The 17,536-nt window shown below is 59.7% G+C and carries 13 protein-coding genes and 1 pseudogene; 8 read left to right on the plus strand and 6 right to left on the minus strand.

Translation table 11 applies throughout. The features are described 5' to 3' along the window. Nucleotides 1–84: 84 nt before the first annotated feature. Nucleotides 85–1,905 (plus strand): translational GTPase TypA, encoded by a 1,821-nt coding sequence (gene typA, locus LOY36_RS01635; protein WP_008028025.1) that lies wholly within the window; start codon nucleotides 85–87, stop codon nucleotides 1,903–1,905. 227 nt (nucleotides 1,906–2,132) lie between these two features. Here the strand turns inward: typA and LOY36_RS01640 are convergent, their stop codons facing one another. Next, nucleotides 2,133–2,573 (minus strand): YkgJ family cysteine cluster protein, encoded by a 441-nt coding sequence (locus LOY36_RS01640; RefSeq protein WP_258674128.1) that lies wholly within the window; start codon nucleotides 2,571–2,573, stop codon nucleotides 2,133–2,135. Between the two features lie 259 nt (nucleotides 2,574–2,832). Between LOY36_RS01640 and LOY36_RS01645 the strand changes: the two genes are divergently transcribed. The 5 genes from LOY36_RS01645 (at nucleotide 2,833) to LOY36_RS01665 (ending at nucleotide 12,238) form a co-directional block, all read left to right on the plus strand. After that, a complete protein-coding gene (locus LOY36_RS01645; protein WP_019650815.1) occupies nucleotides 2,833–5,283 on the plus strand; it encodes a glycogen/starch/alpha-glucan phosphorylase in 2,451 nt (816 codons plus the stop codon). Nucleotides 5,284–5,426: 143 nt separating this feature from the next. Beyond that, the gene (locus tag LOY36_RS01650) at nucleotides 5,427–9,014 is read left to right on the plus strand and encodes a DUF2339 domain-containing protein (protein WP_258672045.1); all 3,588 of its coding nucleotides are present in this window, start codon (nucleotides 5,427–5,429) and stop codon (nucleotides 9,012–9,014) included. Further along, nucleotides 9,011–10,378, plus strand: coding sequence for a DUF3999 domain-containing protein (locus tag LOY36_RS01655; protein WP_258672046.1), 1,368 nt, complete (start codon nucleotides 9,011–9,013; stop codon nucleotides 10,376–10,378). The genes LOY36_RS01650 and LOY36_RS01655 overlap by 4 nt, the downstream gene beginning before the upstream one ends. A 243-nt stretch (nucleotides 10,379–10,621) precedes the next feature. Further along, nucleotides 10,622–11,632: a class 1 fructose-bisphosphatase gene (locus LOY36_RS01660; protein WP_007933966.1), complete on the plus strand. Its 1,011-nt coding sequence runs from the start codon at nucleotides 10,622–10,624 to the stop codon at nucleotides 11,630–11,632. Between the two features lie 3 nt (nucleotides 11,633–11,635). Further along, nucleotides 11,636–12,238, plus strand: a complete 603-nt coding sequence (locus tag LOY36_RS01665) for a DUF924 family protein (protein WP_018929191.1) — start codon at nucleotides 11,636–11,638, stop codon at nucleotides 12,236–12,238. Nucleotide 12,239: 1 nt separating this feature from the next. Here LOY36_RS01665 and LOY36_RS01670 read toward each other — a convergent pair whose 3' ends face one another. From LOY36_RS01670 to LOY36_RS29015, 4 genes and pseudogenes are all read right to left on the minus strand, one after another. Next, nucleotides 12,240–12,572 carry a type II toxin-antitoxin system RelE/ParE family toxin gene (locus tag LOY36_RS01670; RefSeq protein WP_096481387.1) on the minus strand — a complete coding sequence of 111 codons (333 nt, stop codon included), beginning with the start codon at nucleotides 12,570–12,572 and terminating at the stop codon, nucleotides 12,240–12,242. After that, nucleotides 12,569–12,841: a type II toxin-antitoxin system Phd/YefM family antitoxin gene (locus LOY36_RS01675; RefSeq protein ID WP_019581817.1), complete on the minus strand. Its 273-nt coding sequence runs from the start codon at nucleotides 12,839–12,841 to the stop codon at nucleotides 12,569–12,571. Before LOY36_RS01675 ends, LOY36_RS01670 begins: the two co-directional genes overlap by 4 nt. 148 nt (nucleotides 12,842–12,989) lie before the next feature. Next, entirely contained in the window at nucleotides 12,990–13,754 is a 765-nt protein-coding gene (locus LOY36_RS29010; RefSeq protein WP_370695245.1) for a methyl-accepting chemotaxis protein, read from the minus strand. Between the two features lie 93 nt (nucleotides 13,755–13,847). After that, nucleotides 13,848–14,882 (minus strand): annotated as a pseudogene (locus LOY36_RS29015) (cache domain-containing protein); the annotation flags it as partial. A 284-nt stretch (nucleotides 14,883–15,166) separates the two neighbouring features. On the opposite strand from LOY36_RS29015, the gene bamE reads away from it, so the two are divergent. Then, nucleotides 15,167–15,421, plus strand: coding sequence for an outer membrane protein assembly factor BamE (bamE, locus tag LOY36_RS01685; RefSeq protein ID WP_018929189.1), 255 nt, complete (start codon nucleotides 15,167–15,169; stop codon nucleotides 15,419–15,421). Nucleotides 15,422–15,454: 33 nt separating this feature from the next. Further along, entirely contained in the window at nucleotides 15,455–16,024 is a 570-nt protein-coding gene (locus LOY36_RS01690; protein WP_019650810.1) for a lipocalin family protein, read from the plus strand. Between the two features lie 59 nt (nucleotides 16,025–16,083). Here LOY36_RS01690 and LOY36_RS01695 read toward each other — a convergent pair whose 3' ends face one another. Beyond that, nucleotides 16,084–17,448, minus strand: coding sequence for a formimidoylglutamate deiminase (locus tag LOY36_RS01695; protein ID WP_258672048.1), 1,365 nt, complete (start codon nucleotides 17,446–17,448; stop codon nucleotides 16,084–16,086). Nucleotides 17,449–17,536: the final 88 nt, after the last annotated feature.

Raw genomic sequence — 17,536 nt, forward strand, 5'->3', positions numbered from 1 at the left:
AAGCTGTAACGGCCATGCCGGACACTACTGTCAATCGCTGCCAAGACTTGTCAGCACACCGAATCCTCTGATCGAGATACACAAGTGATCGAAAATCTACGCAACATCGCCATCATTGCCCACGTTGACCATGGTAAAACCACCCTGGTAGACAAACTCTTGCGTCAATCCGGCACCCTGGAGCGCAACGAGCTCAACGACGAGCGCGTGATGGACTCCAACGACCAGGAGAAAGAGCGCGGTATTACCATTCTGGCGAAAAACACCGCCATCAACTGGAACGGCTACCACATCAACATCGTGGACACCCCGGGCCACGCCGACTTCGGCGGTGAAGTTGAACGCGTAATGTCGATGGTCGACTCCGTTCTGCTGCTGGTTGACGCTCAAGACGGCCCTATGCCGCAAACCCGTTTCGTGACCAAGAAGGCGTTCGAAGCCGGCCTGCGTCCAATCGTGTGCATCAACAAGGTTGACCGTCCAGGCGCGCGTCCGGACTGGGTTCTGGACCAGATCTTCGACCTGTTCGACAACCTGGGTGCTACCGAAGAACAGCTGGACTTCAAAGTCGTCTACGCCTCGGCCCTGAACGGCATCGCCGGTCTGGACCACACCGACATGGCTGAAGACATGACCCCGTTGTACCAGTCGATCGTCGACAACGTACCGGCTCCTAAAGTTGACCGTGAAGGCCCGTTCCAGATGCAAATCTCGGCACTGGACTACAACAGCTTCCTGGGTGTTATCGGTGTTGGCCGTATCGCTCGTGGTAGCGTCAAGCCGAACACTCCAGTCGTGGCCATTGGCGCCGACGGCAAGAAGCGTAACGGTCGTATCCTGAAGCTGATGGGTCACCACGGCCTGCACCGTATCGACGTTGAAGAAGCGTTTGCCGGTGACATCGTGTGCGTGAGCGGTATGGACTCGTTGTTCATCTCCGACACCCTGTGCCAGCCGGACAACGTCGAGGCGATGAAGCCTCTGACCGTTGACGAGCCAACCGTTTCCATGACCTTCCAGGTAAACGACTCGCCTTTCTGCGGTAAAGAAGGCAAGTTCGTGACTTCCCGTAACATCAAGGAACGTCTGGACAAAGAGTTGCTGTACAACGTTGCACTGCGCGTTGAAGAAGGCGACTCGGCTGACAAGTTCAAGGTTTCCGGCCGTGGTGAGCTGCACCTCTCGGTACTGATCGAAACCATGCGTCGCGAAGGCTTCGAAATGGGCGTTGGTCGTCCGGAAGTGATCATCCGTCAAGTTGACGGCGTGAAGCAGGAACCGTTCGAAAACGTAACCATCGACACCCCTGAAGAATCTCAGGGCAAGGTCATGGAAGAGATGGGCCTGCGTAAAGGCGACCTGACCAACATGGTGCCGGATGGCAAAGGCCGTGTTCGTCTGGAATACAACATCCCTGCTCGCGGTCTGATCGGTTTCCGTAACCAGTTCCTGACCCTGACCAACGGTGCTGGCATCCTGACCTCGATCTTCGATCGCTACGACACCATGAAGTCCGGCGACATGTCCGGCCGTCAGAACGGTGTTCTGGTATCGGTAGAAACCGGCAAGGCACTGACCTACTCCCTGGAAACCCTGCAGGCGCGTGGCAAGCTGTTCGTTGAACACGGTCAAGAGATCTACAACGGTCAGATCGTTGGTCTGAACAGCCGTGACAACGACATGGGCGTCAACCCAACCAAAGGCAAGAAGCTCGACAACATGCGTGCTTCGGGTAAAGACGAAACCATCGCCCTGGTTCCGCCTGTTCGCTTCACCCTGGAACAGGCCCTGGAATTCATCCAGGACGATGAATTGTGCGAAGTGACTCCTAAGTCGATCCGCCTGCGTAAGAAGATCCTGGACGAAGGCGAGCGTACCCGCGCTGCCAAGAAAGCCAAGAACTGAGTTAACTCAGGCTGAATGAAAACGCCCCCGGTCGAAAGGCCGGGGGCGTTTTTGTTTGTCTGGCTGTAGCAGCTGCCGAGCTTGCGAGGCTGCGTTCGACTGCGCAGCAGTCGTGAAATCAAACGCTGCGGTGCATCATATAAATCGTGTTTTCAGGCCTGCGACTGCTGCGCTGCCGAACGCAGCCTCGCTGGGGCTCGACAGCTGCTACGGGGATCGAGGCGGCTTTAAAACTTTTCGAGGGTGCGGCTGGAGCTGCTGTTCTCGCGCACCACTTCTTTAGGCTTGTACGCGCAATACCCTGGCCGCGGTCCGATCTTCGGGTGGTTGCGGCAGGTGTCCGGGCGCTTATCATAAATAGTGCACAAACGGCTTTTACGATCCAGGTACAGGCAATCGTTGTTGCTCATGCGCTGGAGGGTGAAGATCTCGGACTTCTGGTTGTAGCGCTCGACAATCCCTTCCTTCTGCAAGCGCTTGGCGATGTTCTTGGGTGGATCGCCCAGTTCGAATTCGTCGACGATGCCGATACGGATCAGATCCTTGATCTTGACCTCGACCGGCAGCGTGCAGCAGCTGGACATGCACGAGCCGCACATTGGGGCAGAGTACTTGGCCCAGGTATCGAGGCGATCGATTTCCGCGGCGGCGATCAGGTTGGGCTTCATCATCGGTTGTTACCAGCGTGTGCATCAGGGCGCGCGATCATACCGGGACTGGTGGATTTTTGAACAACCTTTCGCCAGATTTTTTTTGCTTGTCGCAAAATAGTCCTGTGTCCGGCACGACCCCTGCATCGTTTCAGGCACGCGATAACCTAATGTCGATCTATCTCGTACTAACAGGAAAAACTGCCGAACCAGAGTCTCTACGGTCTGTCAGACCGACTAGGCTCAGACAACTTCACGCTCGCTCGAGGTCTTATCGATGACTCAAGAACCACTTGTTCGCGAAGCAGAGGTGGCCGCATTCCGCGACGCCGTCTTGACCAAGCTCACTTACGCGGTGGGCAAAGACCCGGATCACGCCTTCGACCATGACTGGTTCGAAGCCATTGCCCTGGCGGCGCGTGATCACATGGTCGAGCACTGGATGGACCACACCCGGCAGATCTACCGCAAAGGCCAGAAACGCGTTTATTACCTTTCCCTTGAATTTCTTATCGGTCGCTTGCTCTACGACAGCCTGAGCAACCTCGGCTTGCTCGATGTGGCCCGCGAGGCCATGACCGAACTGGGCGTCGACATCGAACGCATCCGTCTGCTGGAACCCGATGCGGCACTGGGCAACGGTGGCCTCGGGCGTCTGGCGGCATGCTTCATGGAAAGCATGTCGACCCTCGGCATCGCCGGCCATGGTTATGGCATTCGTTATGAACACGGTTTGTTCCGCCAGGCCATCGTCGACGGCTGGCAGCAGGAGCAGACCGAACACTGGCTGGACTTCGGCAACCCGTGGGAGTTCGAACGACCAGAGGTGGCCTACCCGATCGGTTTCGGCGGCAGTGTCGAAACCGTGACCGATGAAGCCGGCAAGTCGAGGCAAGTCTGGTCCCCGTCGGAAACCGTGCGGGCCATCGCCTACGACACCCCGGTGGTTGGTTGGCGTGGTGCAAGCGTCAACACCCTGCGGCTGTGGCGCGCCCGGGCCATGGAAGAATTGCATCTGGAGCGCTTCAACGCGGGCGACCACTTGGGCGCGGTCGCGGAAGTGGCCTGGGCAGAAAGTATCTCCCGCGTGCTTTACCCGGCGGACAGCAACGAGGCCGGCCAGGAGTTGCGCCTGCGCCAGGAATATTTCTTCGTCTCCGCGTCCTTGCAGGACTTGTTGCGTCGCCATCGCAACATGCACACCTCGGTGCTGACCCTGGGCGATCACGCGGCCATTCAACTCAACGACACTCACCCCTCGATCGCCGTGGCCGAACTGATGCGTCAGTTGGTCGACGTCTATGACGTGGCGTGGGATGCGGCGTGGCAGATCACGGTCGACACGCTGTCGTACACCAACCACACGCTGTTGCCGGAAGCGCTGGAAACCTGGCCGGTCAGTCTGATGGAGCGGATGCTGCCCCGGCACATGCAGATCATTTACTTGATCAACGCCCAGCACATCGACTCGTTGCGAGCCAAAGGCGTTCACGATTTCGACGTGCTGCGTGCGATTTCGCTGATCGAGGAAGACAACGGTCGCCGCGTGCGCATGGGTAACCTGGCATTCCTGGGTTCCCACAGCGTCAATGGCGTGTCCGGCCTGCATACGCAGCTGATGCGCAGCACGGTGTTCTCCGAACTGCACAAGCTTTACCCGGACCGGATCAACAACAAGACCAATGGCATTACCTTCCGCCGCTGGCTCTATCAGGCCAACCCCGAACTCACCTCCATGCTGGTTGACGCCCTCGGCCCGAGCCTGCTGGACAACCCCGAGGAGCACTTGCTCGCGCTGGAGCCATTTGCCGAGAAGACTGCGTTTCGCAAGCAGTTCGCCGAACAGCGGCTGCACAGCAAGAAAGCCCTGGCGTATCTGATTCATGAGCGGCTGGGGATCGCGGTCAATCCGGCGGCAATGTTCGATGTGCAGGTCAAGCGGATCCACGAATACAAGCGTCAGTTGCTTAACCTGATGCATACCGTTGCGCTGTATCAGGCGATTCGTGCCGAGCCGGAAATCGATTGGGTGCCGCGGGTGAAAATCTTCGCCGGCAAGGCGGCGGCCAGTTATCACCAGGCCAAGCTGATCATCAAGCTGACCAACGACATCGCGCGGGTGGTCAACAACGACCCGACGGTGCGCGGCTTGCTCAAAGTGGTGTTCCTGCCCAACTACAACGTCAGCCTGGCCGAAAGCATCATTCCGGCGGCGGACTTGTCGGAGCAGATTTCCACCGCCGGCTTCGAAGCCTCGGGCACCAGCAACATGAAATTCGGCCTCAACGGCGCGCTGACCATCGGCACGCTGGATGGGGCCAACGTGGAAATGTGCGAGCGCATCGGTGCCGAGCACATGTTTATTTTTGGTCTCAGCGCCCAGCAAGTGGAAGCGCGCAAGCGTAACCATGAATTCAACGCCGCGCCGGACATCGCCGCCTCCCATCGGCTCAACGACGTGCTGCAAGCGATTCGCAGCGGGGTGTTCTCACCGGACGATCCGTCCCGTTATACCTCACTGATCGATTCGCTGGTGGACTACGACCGCTTCCTGGTCTGCGCCGATTTCGACTCTTACTGGAACGCGCAGATGCGGGTCGAAGCTCACTGGCACGACTCGAAAGAGTGGTGGCGTTCGGCGGTATTGAACACCGCGCGGATGGGCTGGTTCTCGTCCGACCGGACCATTCGCGAGTACGCCACGGATATCTGGAAGGCTTTGGAGTAACTTTTAGCGACAAATGTGCGCAAGGCCCAACTGTTGTTGGGCCGGCCCGATATACTAAGCGCCAGTTTTACCGGATGTTTCAGTGACCGCTGCGCGGTCAGTGCAAACGCCACAAGGCAATGGGCCGCTTAGGGATATCGACCATGCAATGGATGTTAATGCTGATTGGGCTGCTGCTGGGCTGGATTCTTGACGAGTTGTTCAGTGAGGCGCTGTTGGGCGCTTTGCTCGGGCTGGGTCTCGGCCAGGCCATGCGTATCGGCCGCTTGAGCACTCAAACGGCCGAGCAGCGACGTTTACTCGATCAGGCTCAGGTTGCGCTGAATGCGGTCGAGCAGCGACTGGCGTTGCTGGAGGTGTCGGGTGCCAAGGCACCTGAACCAGGCGAACCGGTTGTCAGCGAACCCGCTGAGTCGCCTGAAATCATTCTTGAGCAAGCCCCTCTCGCACCTACGGAGCTGGTCTGGGAGCTACCCCCCGAATTCGAACCCATCACCGTGGCCGCTGCCGAAACCAGTCGTCCGTTGCCCGCCAATGTCTGGCAGCCCGAGCCGGTCGCCCGCGAACCGCAGCAACCGGCCGAGCCGCGCGGCCCGAACTTCATCGAACGCGCCATCAGCGGCGCACGCAACTGGCTGTTCGGCGGCAATACCGTGTTGCGGGTCGGTGTGGTGCTGTTGTTCCTCGGCCTGGCCTTCCTGTTGCGCTATGCCACCGAAGGCATGGTGGTGCCGATCGAGTTGCGTTATGCCGGCGTCGCGGCGGCGGCCTTGGGTCTGCTCGCCCTGGGCTGGTGGCTGAGACTGCGCAACAGCAACTACGCGCTGATGCTGCAAGGCACCGGGATCGCGGTGTTGTACCTGACGGTATTTGCCGCGATGCGTCTGCATCCGTTGCTTGATCCCAAGGCAGCATTGGGCCTGTTGGTTGTGGTGACGGTGTTCTCGGCGATTCTCGCCATTACCCAAAATGCGTTGGGCCTGGCCGCCGCTGCCGCGTTGGGCGGTTTCGCCGCGCCGATCCTGACCTCCACCGGCGCCGGCAATCACGTCGCGTTGTTCAGCTATTTCGCCCTGCTCAACGCTGGCATCCTCGCCATCGCGTGGTTCAAGGCCTGGCGGCTGCTCAACCTGATCGGGTTTGTCGGCACCTTCGGCATCGGCTTTGCCTGGGGTCTGCGCTCCTATAGACCGGAGCTGCTGTGGAGTACCGAGCCGTTCCTGATTCTGTTCTTCCTGATGTACCTGGCCATCGGTTTATTGTTCACCCGGCGCAAGTTGCTGGAGATGAGCGACGCGCCCGAGGACGACAGCCGTGAAGCACTGCTGCGCTGGTCGGCGCGCAAGGGGGATTACGTCGACGGCACCATGTTGTTCGCGCCACCGTTGGTGGGCTTCGGTCTGCAGTTCGCACTGGTGGAGCACTTTGAATTTGCCGCGGCCTTCAGCGCCTTGGCCCTGGGCATTATTTACATGAGCCTGGCCCGGTTGCTGATGGGTGGTCGAGCACTGTTGTTGGCCGAAACCTGTCTGGCGCTGGGGGTGATCTTCGCCAGCCTGGCGATCCCTCTGGGGCTTGATGCGCGTTGGACTGCCGCAGCCTGGGCGGTGGAAGGCGCGGGGATTTTCTGGCTCGGCCTGCGTCAACGACGGCCGCTGGCGCGGGCCTTTGCCTTGCTGTTGCAATTGGGCTCGGCGTTGGCCTTTATCAGCGAATTGCGCAGCGGCGAGAGCAGCCTGCTCGACGGTGCGCCGCTGGGGGCGTTGATGCTCGGCGTGGCGCTGCTGTTCAGCTTCTACCAATTACGCAAAGCGTTGCCTGAACAGGCGTTGCCGTGGGAGCGCCAGGGGTTGCCGGTGCTGGCCTGCCTGGGCCTGACGTTCCTCTATCTGCTGGCGCCGCTGTTTTTCTTCACTCACGGCACGGCGATCAGTTGGGCGCTGGCCGGGTTGGCGACGCTGTTCGTCGGCCTGCGCCTGCAATCGCGGGCGTTCCTGTTCAGCGCGTTTGCTGTGCAACTGCTTGGCGGTGCGTTGTTCCTGGTGCGGCTGCGAGGGGCGAGCGGAGACTCGGCTGCGGTATTCAGCGCCGGCTGGAGCGGTTTGCTCAGCGCATCTTTGATCGGGCTGGCACTGATCGCCGGCATGTTGTTGGCGGCCCGGGACGAAATGGTGCGCAGTGACGTACGTTTGCTGCGTGGCTTGTCGGTGGTGTTATTGGCCGGTCTGGTGCTGATCAACCTGGCGGTGCTGTTCGTGTTGCCGTGGCAAACCGCGAGTGCGGTGTGGGCGGCCAGTGGTTTGTTCATCATCTGGCTGAGCCTGTACTTGAAGCAGCGGGTGAGTTTTGTCTTTGGTCTGCTGTTGCAGGTGATCGGCGGCGTAGCGTTCCTGTTCGCCGGGCCAGACCTGCTCGGGCCGCTGCTCAGCGAAGGGTTGCGACCGTTGGCGCATAGCGGGTTCTGGACACCGCTGGTGCTGGGGCTGGCGGCATTTGTCGGGGCCTGGCGTTTGCAGCTAGGCAACCATGCTTCGGCTTTCGATGTGTTGAGCCTGCAGCGCTTGTCCGAGGTGTTGCTGGTATGGGGCGCGGGTTGGTGGGCACTGGCGTGGATCAGCGAAGTACTGCGCTTTGCGCCTGTGAACCTGCAAGCGACGTTGTTGCTGGCGGTCGCGGCGGTGAGTGTGGCGCTGTGGGCGGTGCTGGCGCCGCGCCTGAAGTGGGCGTCGCTGGGCTTGCTCTGCACCTTGCTGATTCCCGCCGCCGGTCTGGTGTTGCTCGCGGCCTGGCATTCGCGTTATCACCCGGCCGCCAACTTCGGCTGGCTGGTTTGGGCCGCGGTGTTCGTCGTGCATTTCATCTCGTTGCAGCGTCTGGCGTCGATGCTGCCCGAAAAAGCCCTGAGCACCGCCCATGTGCTCGGCTGCTGGCTATTGATCGGCGTGTTGGCCCTGGAGCTGCGTTATGGCTTGCTGCTGTTGTCGGAGCAGTACAACGCCTGGCGTTGGCTGGGTTGGGCGATTCTGCCGAGCCTGTATCTGGTGCTGATGGCCGCACCGCGTGCGTGGCCATGGCCAGTGTCGGCTTATCCCCGCGAGTACCGGGTCTATGCAGCCGCGCCGTTGGCGTTGTTGATGCTCGGCTGGTTTTGGCTGGCGAACATGGCCAGCGACGGCACCGCCGAGCCGTTGCCATATGTGCCACTGATCAACCCGCTGGAGCTGGGCCTGTTGTTCGCCCTGTTCGGCGTTTATGTCTGGTCCCGCAACGCAGTCACGCAACTGGCGATCCGCAAGGATTACACCGATAACGCCACGCAGGTGATTGCCGGTGTTGCACTGTTCGCCTTCTTTACCGCGCTGGTGATGCGCGCGGCTCACCACTGGGGTGGCGTGCCGTTCGCGCTGGATCTGCTGCTTGAATCGATGCTGGTGCAGGCTGGCCTGTCCATCGTTTGGACCCTGATGGCCCTGAGTCTGATGATCGGCGGGCATCTGCGTCACCGCCGTGAAGTCTGGCTGATCGGCGCAGGGCTGATCGCGCTGGTGGTCGCCAAGCTGTTCTTCGTTGAATTGAGTAACCGTGGCGGGTTGGCGCGGATCGTGTCGTTTATCGGCGTTGGCGTGTTGCTGTTGGTGGTGGGTTATTTCGCCCCGTTGCCACCCAAGCGTGCCGAAGCCGTGCCGGATGCTGAAAAACCGGCCCCTGAAACCGAAGGAGCGTCATCTTGAGTCAGAAGCTGAACCTGGGCTGGTGGGCTGCTGTTGTGCTGGGTGTGACACTGTCGGCTGGCGCGCAGGAAAAACCTGCGGATTTCGCCACGCAGGTGCCATTGTCTGTGAGCGGCGAGGGCCCGTGGTATCGCCTGGAATTGCCCTTGGGCGTGCAACTGAACGCGCGGCAAACCGATCTCAGCGATGTGCGTGTGTTCAACGCCGCCGGTGAGCCTCAGGCGTACGCTCTGGCCCGAGAGCCTGCGCAGACCCACGAAAACCGCACGCTGACCGACGTAAAGTGGTTCCCGTTGTACAACTCGGCGGATGCCAGCGAACGCACGCCGAGCGTACGGGTGCAATCGAACACCAACGGCACGTTGATCGAAGTGCAGCCGTCCAGCCAGTTGGAGGCGGGCGAAGAAGAGCTGCGCGGCTGGTTACTCGATGCCAGCGGCATCAAGGCGCCGTTGCAGCAATTGATCCTCGACTGGACCAGCGAACGCGACGGTTTCCAGCGTTTCAGCATCGAAGCCAGCAACGATCTGCAGCATTGGCAGTCGTGGGGTGAAGGGCAGGTGGCGCGTCTGACGTTTGCCGACGAACGGGTCGAGCAACATGAAGTCGGCCTGCCGGGGCAATCGGCGCGCTATTTGCGCTTGCTGTGGAGTTCACCGCAATCGGCGCCGGTGCTGACCTCGGCGCAGCTGGAAAGCACCAACCCTCGCACCTTGCCGCTGCCGTTGGTCTGGTCGCAACCCTTGGCCGGCAGCAGCGTGAAGGCCGGTGAGTACATCTGGCAATTGCCGATGGGGTTGAACGTCCAGCGTTTGCAGATCGAGCTGAATCAGCCCAACAGCCTGGCACCGGTAACGTTGTCGGGGCGCCGGGAGACCAGCCTGCCGTGGCAACCGCTGACCAACGGTTTGCTCTATCGCTTGACCCAGAATGGCCAGGACGTGGTGCAGAACGAATTGCAGTTGTCGGGCCAGACCGTGCAGCAATTGAAACTGACGGTAGATGAGCGCGGCGGCGGCCTGGGCGCCGAAGCACCCACCGTGCGGTATGCCGTGCGCTCCACGCAATTGGTGTTCCTGGCGCGCGGTGCCGGGCCTTATACGCTGGCGCTGGGAAGTGCGACGGTGAAGGCTGCAAGCTTGCCGTTGTCGACGCTGATTCCCGATTACAGCGCGGCAAAGCTGGCGACGTTGGGCAAGGCGACGGTGGACGGTGGAGCAGTGGTGACCCCGGCGGCGACAGCACCAACGGTGCTGGGCACGAACTGGAAAAAGATCGGGCTGTGGGCGGTGTTGCTGCTCAGTGTGCTGTTTTTGGGGGGTATGGCGTTCAGTTTGCTGCGCAAGCCTGCTGCTAAATCCTGAGGATGGCTGGCGCTGTGCGCCAGATCGCGGGCAAGTCGCTCCTGCAAGGGTGAGGCTTGCCGCGAAGGCGTCCTTCCTGCCACCAAAAATATCGAAACTGGCGCCCAATCCCGGCCCATTTCCAACTACGCTCAATCCCGCGCATGAACTCTATTGGGTGTATCACGTCTGATAGGAGGAAATGCGCCCCGACTCGCGTTAAACTGCGCGGGTTTTTAGCCCCCCATTCCTCCGGAGCCGTCCATGTCCCGCGTTACCCTGAGTCGCTATTTGATTGAGCAGACCCGCAGCAACAACACTCCTGCCGATCTGCGTTTCCTGATCGAAGTGGTGGCGCGTGCCTGTAAGGAAATCAGCCACGCCGTCTCCAAAGGCGCCCTGGGTGGTGTCCTGGGCAGCATGGGCACTGAAAACGTCCAAGGTGAAGTGCAGAAGAAGCTTGATGTGATGTCCAACGACATTCTGCTCGAAGCCAACGAATGGGGCGGTCACCTGGCCGGCATGGCATCCGAAGAAATGGACAATGCCTACCAGATCCCGGGCAAATACCCGAAAGGCGCGTACCTGCTGGTGTTCGACCCGCTGGACGGTTCGTCGAACATCGACATCAACGCGCCGGTCGGTACGATCTTCTCGGTGCTGCGTTGCCCGAACGAATACCTGACCCAGAACGAGCCTTTGAACGAAAAGGCCTTCCTGCAGCCAGGCACTCAGCAGGTTGCCGCCGGTTACGCGATTTACGGTCCACAGACCATGCTGGTGCTGACCCTGGGCAATGGCGTCAAAGGCTTCACCCTGGATCGTGAAATGGGCAGCTTCGTACTGACCCATGAAGACATCACGATTCCGGAGTCCACGCAGGAATTCGCGATCAACGCGTCCAACAAGCGTCACTGGGAAGCGCCGGTACAACGTTACGTCGACGAATTGCTGGCTGGCGATGAAGGCCCGCTGAAGAAGAACTACAACATGCGTTGGGTCGCCGCGATGGTGGCCGACGTGCACCGCATCCTGACCCGCGGCGGTCTGTTCATGTACCCACGCGACAGCCGCGAGCCGTCGAAGCCGGGCAAACTGCGCCTGATGTACGAAGCCAACCCGATGTCGTTCTTGGTGGAGCAAGCGGGTGGCGCATCCACTGACGGCCACCAGCGCATCCTCGACATCCAGCCGGAAGGCCTGCACCAGCGTGTCGCGGTGTTCCTCGGTTCGAAAGAAGAAGTTGCCCGCGTCACGGCTTACCACAAGGAATAAAACATGACCGCGCCCTGGCAGCCGTTACTCGAATGGTGGTTTGGATCTTTCGAATCACCCAACGAAATAGCGGCTGACAAGGGCAAGTTATGGTTCGGCAAGCGTGACAGTCAGGACCTCGAAGCGCGGATGCGTTTCGGGGACTTGGTCGAGCAGGCACTGGCCGGCGGATTGACCGAATGGGCGCAACGCCCCGAAGGTTGGCTGGCCCTGGTGCTGTTACTCGATCAATTGCCGCGAATGATCTTTCGCGACACCCCCAAATCCTTTTCCGGCGACGTCAGGGCCCAGGCACTGGTGGCGCAAGGCATTGCCGCGGATTTCGATCGGCAACTGCGTCCGATCCAGCGGGTTTTTATCTATCTGGTGTTCGAACACTGCGAAAACCTGGCGGTGCAGAACGAAGCGGTTTCGCGGTTTCTCGATCTGGTTGAACAGCAACCCGAGGCGGATCGGGCGGTGTTTGCCAGCAACCTGGATTACGCCGAACGGCATCAGAAGATCATTGCGCGATTTGGGCGGTTTCCCCATCGCAATGCGGTGTTGGGGCGTGAGTCTACGGCTGAGGAGCTGGAGTTTTTGAGTGGGCCGGGGTCACGGTTCTGACTCACGGATTCCCTTGCAGCAGTCGTTTCATCAGCAGTGTCGGCAGGTTTTTTCGCGTATCGGCAATGATGTGGACGTAAACCGTTTGCTCCCGCACTTCATAAATGATCCGGTTCATTCCTGAGAGAATTTGTCGATATTGGCTGAGATTGAGCTTCTCGATCTCTTCCGGGACTGGCCCTGCATAGGGCTGACTTCCCAAATGGCGGATGGCTGCCTTTAGATTGGCGTAGGTGTTTTGCCATGTCTGTGCAGAAAACTGTTTGGTGAGATAAGTACGAATTTCTTTGAGGTCTGTTTCGGCGGATTGAAGAATGACGACCTTTAAACTCATTGATGGTCGGCCTTGTCCAAATCCGCGAAGACGTCTTCAGCATCCCGAAACTTGCCCTCTTCAATCTCCCGATTACCCATCGCCAAGAGCTTCAAAAGAGCCATTGTGTCTTCTTGCTCTTCAAAGCTTTTCACATCCATGACCACGAGCTTCGCTTCACCATTTTGGGTGATCACCAAGGGTTCACGGTTCTCTGTGATTGTTTTGACGATTTCCGCAGTGTGGCTTTTCAGGTAACTGATCGGTTTTATTTGAGATGAAAGCTTCATGGAGTGAGCCTCGCCAGATTGAATAGGACTGAGTTTAGTCTTAATTCAGTCCTGCGTCAGGTTCTGCCGACCGGCGTTCTTTTGTAGAGCATGAGCCCAAGGCTTCAGACAATCATTGCGCCTGATACCGCCTTCGCGGGCAAAAGCACTAGATCCGGAAACTCCCCACCAACTGCTTCAACCGCGCCGCCTGCTGTTCAAGATCGGCACAGGCACGCAAAGTCGACTGCAAGTTCTCCACACCTTCCTGGTTCAGCGTGTTGATCTCGGTGATGTCGACGTTGATCGATTCCACCACGGCGGTCTGTTCTTCGGTCGCGGTAGCCACCGACTGGTTCATCCCGTCGATCTCGCCGATGCGCTGCGTCACGCTGCCCAGGCGTTCGCCGGCCTGGTTGGCGATGCCGACGCTGCTTTCGCTCTGGCGCTGGCTGTCGGTCATGGTGCTGACCGCTTCCCGGGCGCCAACTTGCAGCTCCTCGATCATCTTCTGCACTTGCTGCGCCGAATCCTGAGTGCGGTGGGCGAGGTTGCGTACTTCGTCGGCCACCACGGCAAAACCACGGCCGGCTTCACCGGCCCGGGCCGCTTCGATGGCCGCGTTGAGGGCCAGCAGGTTGGTCTGTTGCGAGATGCTGGTGATCACTTCCAGAATCTGTCCGATGTTCACCGTGTTGCTGTTCAGGGTTTCGATGTTGCCGCACGAATCGCTGATTTTTGCCGAAAGCTGGTGCATCGCGGCGATGGTTTTATCCACTACCTGCTGACCCTCTTCGGCCAAGCTGCGCGCGTCGCTCGAATGTTGCGAGGCGAGGGCGGCGTTCTGGGCGATTTCCTGGGCGGCGGCACCGAGCTGGTTGATCGCTGCCGCGACGCTGCTGGTGCGCGAGGCCTGTTGATCGGAGTTGAACATCGACGAGTTCGAGGCCGCCACTACGCGCAGGGCAACTTCGTTGACCTGACCGGTGGCAGAAGATACTTCGCGGATCGAGGTATGGATACGCTCGACGAAACGGTTGAACGAGGTGCCCAGAGCACCGAATTCGTCCTGGCCGTGAATGGTCAGGCGTTTGGTAAGGTCGCCTTCGCCCTCGGCGATGTCATGCATGGCGCGGCCCATGATCAGCAGAGGCTGCATCAGCACGCGGATCAGCATGCTCAGCAGCGCGATGATGATCACCACGGCGATGACCATGGCGATGATCGCCGAGGTGCGGAACTCGCTGAGCATCGAGAACGCGGTTTCCTGATCCAGCACCAGCGCCACGTACCAGTCCGCCGACGGCACACCGTTAACGTGGGTGAAGGAGATGAACTGGGTTTTACCGTCCAGTTCGACTTCTTTCAGGCCCGGGCTGACTTTCGGCGCGCCGTTGGGGTAGGCGTCGGCCAGGTTCTTGAGCACCAGTTTGCTGTCCGGGTGGATCAGGATCTTGCCGTCGGCGCTGACAATGAACGCATGGCCATGACCGCCGAAGTTCAGCGAGTTGATGATCGCGCTGACGCTGGACAGGTCGATATCCGCGCCGGCGACGCCAATCATCTGGCTCTGGTACTTCACCGGCGTGGCCACGGTGATCACCAGTTTGCCCGACGACGCCGCGATGTAGGGTTCAGTGACGATGGTCTGTTGCGCGTTGTTGGCTGCCTTGTACCAGCCACGGGCGCGAGGGTCGTAGTCCGCAGCGCGGTTGCCGGCCGGGATCGAGAACATCACGCCATCGGTGCCGCCGAAGTAGCTCAGCTGGAAGTTGCTGGTATAGGCCGGCAGGTCGATGGCGCGTTTGAGATTGGCCGGGGCGCTGCCGTCCACGGCGATCTGCTGGGACAGCGATTGCAGCAATTGGATGCGGCTTTCCAGCCAGGTCTGGATGTTGCTGGTGGTCAGGCTGCCGAGTTCCTGCATCGAGGACTCGGTACTGCTGCGCAGGGTTTGACGCTGGCGGTAATCGTTGAACAGGATGAAACAGGCGAATGCAACGGCCACCACGAGAGCGGCTGCCAACAAGATCTTGTGGCTGAATTTCATGTTTCTGGTCATTAAATGATCTACCGCGCAGTGGCTGGTCAGCAAAGGGGCGTCAATTTGCCACAGTCGAGGGCTTGGCGCTGCTTTTATGTCGACTGGCCAGCGCCAAAGATTAGGCGGGTATTGACGAAAACCGACGAAATACCCAATGACCTGAGAAAGGGGCTGATTTATCGGTAAAAGGCTGACGAGTGGCCTAATAAATAGGCGGACGGTCGGGGAACCAGATTAGGGTTTTCTCTTCTAAGCTTCTGGTTGGCAACATGCCACCTCTCTTCCGCTCCAGGAGTTACACCATGTCGCTGCGTTCTATCGCCTTGCTCTCGTTCTGCGTGCTGTTGGCCGCGTGCAGCAAGATCAATCAGGAAAATTATTCGAAGCTGTCGACCGGCATGCCCAAGGCCCAGGTTGAAACCTTGCTGGGCAAACCGACCGACTGCTCGGGCGCACTCGGCATGTCCAGTTGCACCTGGGGCGACAAAAACAGCTTTATCAGCGTGCAGTATGCCGGTGACAAAGTGCTGATGTTTTCGGGCCAAGGCCTGAAGTAAACCGGGGCTTTTCGCCCACGGGAGAAAAAAATAATGAAGCGGTTCCTGATCGTTCTTTTTGCCGGCCTGGTATTGGCCGGCTGCGCCTCTTCTGGCGTAGATCCGTTGGCGCCCAAGACCGTCAATAGTGTCAACCTCAAGCGTTACCAGGGAACCTGGTACGAATTGGCGCGTCTGCCGGTGTATTTCCAGCGTAACTGTGCGCAATCCGAAGCCCATTACAGCCTCAAGCCTGACGGTGAGATGGCGGTGCTGAACCGCTGCCTGACCTCGCAATGGCAATGGGAAGAGGCCAAGGGCAGGGCTTATCCACAGGTACCCGGCAAGGCCGACAAGCTGTGGGTCGAGTTCGATACCTGGTTCTCGCGATTGATACCCGGTGTGTCGAAGGGAGAGTACTGGGTGTTGTACGTCAGCGATGACTACAAGACCGCGATTGTCGGCGACCCGAGTCGCCATCATCTCTGGCTGCTGTCACGGACCCCGACGGTCAATGGCGTAGTGCGTGAAGAGCTGCTGAGCAGGGCGCGTCAGCAGGGCTATGACACGACACGGCTGATCTGGCGTACGTCGGATAGCAAGATGGCCAAGACCTCGAACTAACGGTCACCGAAGAGCAAAAACTGTGGGAGCGAGCAGGCTCGCTCCCACAGTTTTTTGCGTCAGCCCAAGAGATCGCGCAGGACTTGGGTGAATGCCCGGTTACTCTCTTCCTCGTCGGCATGCCGCCCATCGCGCACGACCCACTGGCCATTGACCAGCACATCACGGACCTGGCGATCGCCACCGGCAAACAGCCAGCGATTGAGAATTCCGTCGCCACTGGCCGTCGCCAGGTATGGATCGTTGCCGTCCAGCACCAACCAATCCGCGCGCTTGCCGACTTCCAGGGCGCCGATCGGCTGCCCCAACGCCTGGGCGCCGCCATCCAGCGCGGCGTCGTACAGCGTGCGGCCGACCATCGGCTGATTCGCGCCATACAACCGATTACGCCGCTGATCGCGCAGACGCTGGCCGTATTCCAGCCAGCGCAATTCTTCAACCACGCTCAACGACACATGGCTGTCGGAACCGATACCCATGCGCCCGCCCTGCGCCAGGAAGTCCACCGCTGGGAAAATCCCGTCGCCGAGGTTGGCTTCAGTGGTCAGGCACAGGCCGGCGATGGCGCGGCTCTTGGCCATGAGCGTGACTTCTTCCGGGTTGGCGTGGGTGGCGTGGACCAGGCACCAGCGTTGATCGACCTCGGTGTTTTCGTACAGCCATTGCAGCGGACGGCGACCGCTCCAGCCAAGACAGTCGTCGACTTCCTTCTGCTGCTCGGCGATGTGAATGTGCACCGGGCATTTCTTGTCGCTGGCTGCCAGCACTTCGCTGATCTGCTGCGGTGTGACCGCACGTAACGAGTGGAAACACAGGCCGAGCGACTGCGCCGGTTGCTGCGCCAGAATCGGCTGCAAACGCGACTGAAGCTTCAGGTAGTTTTCGGTGCTGTTGATAAAGCGGCGCTGGCCTTCGTTCGGGGTCTGTCCGCCAAAACCGGAATGGCTGTAGAGCACCGGCAGCAAGGTCAAACCGATACCGGCGGAGCTGGCCGCCTGGCTGATGCGCAGTGCCAGTTCGGCCGGGTCCGCATACGGCTGGCCATTATTGTCGTGATGGACGTAATGAAATTCAGCGACCGATGTGTAACCAGCCTTGAGCATTTCGATGTACAGCTGACGGGCGATAACACCGAGTTGGTCCGGGCTGATTTTTCCGACGAGCCGATACATCAGATCGCGCCAGGTCCAGAAACTGTCATTCGGATTACCCGCCACTTCCGCAAGTCCTGCCATGGCTCGCTGGAAGGCGTGGGAGTGTAAATTCGGCATTCCCGGCAGCAGTGGACCGCTCAACCGTTCGGCGCCATCTGCGTGGGAATCGGCCTGGATATGGGTCAGCACGCCATCGGCGTTGACTTCAAGACGTACATTGTTGGCCCATCCACTAGGCAGCAGCGCGCGTTCGGCAAAGAAGGCGGACATGGTTCAGCACCCCATCGTGTGTTATTTGTATATACATATACAGACGTTTGCCTGCTCGGTAAACTCCGGCAAGCTAGCAACCTCTACC

The sequence above is a fragment of the Pseudomonas sp. B21-019 genome (assembly GCF_024749225.1).
Lineage (GTDB): Bacteria > Pseudomonadota > Gammaproteobacteria > Pseudomonadales > Pseudomonadaceae > Aquipseudomonas.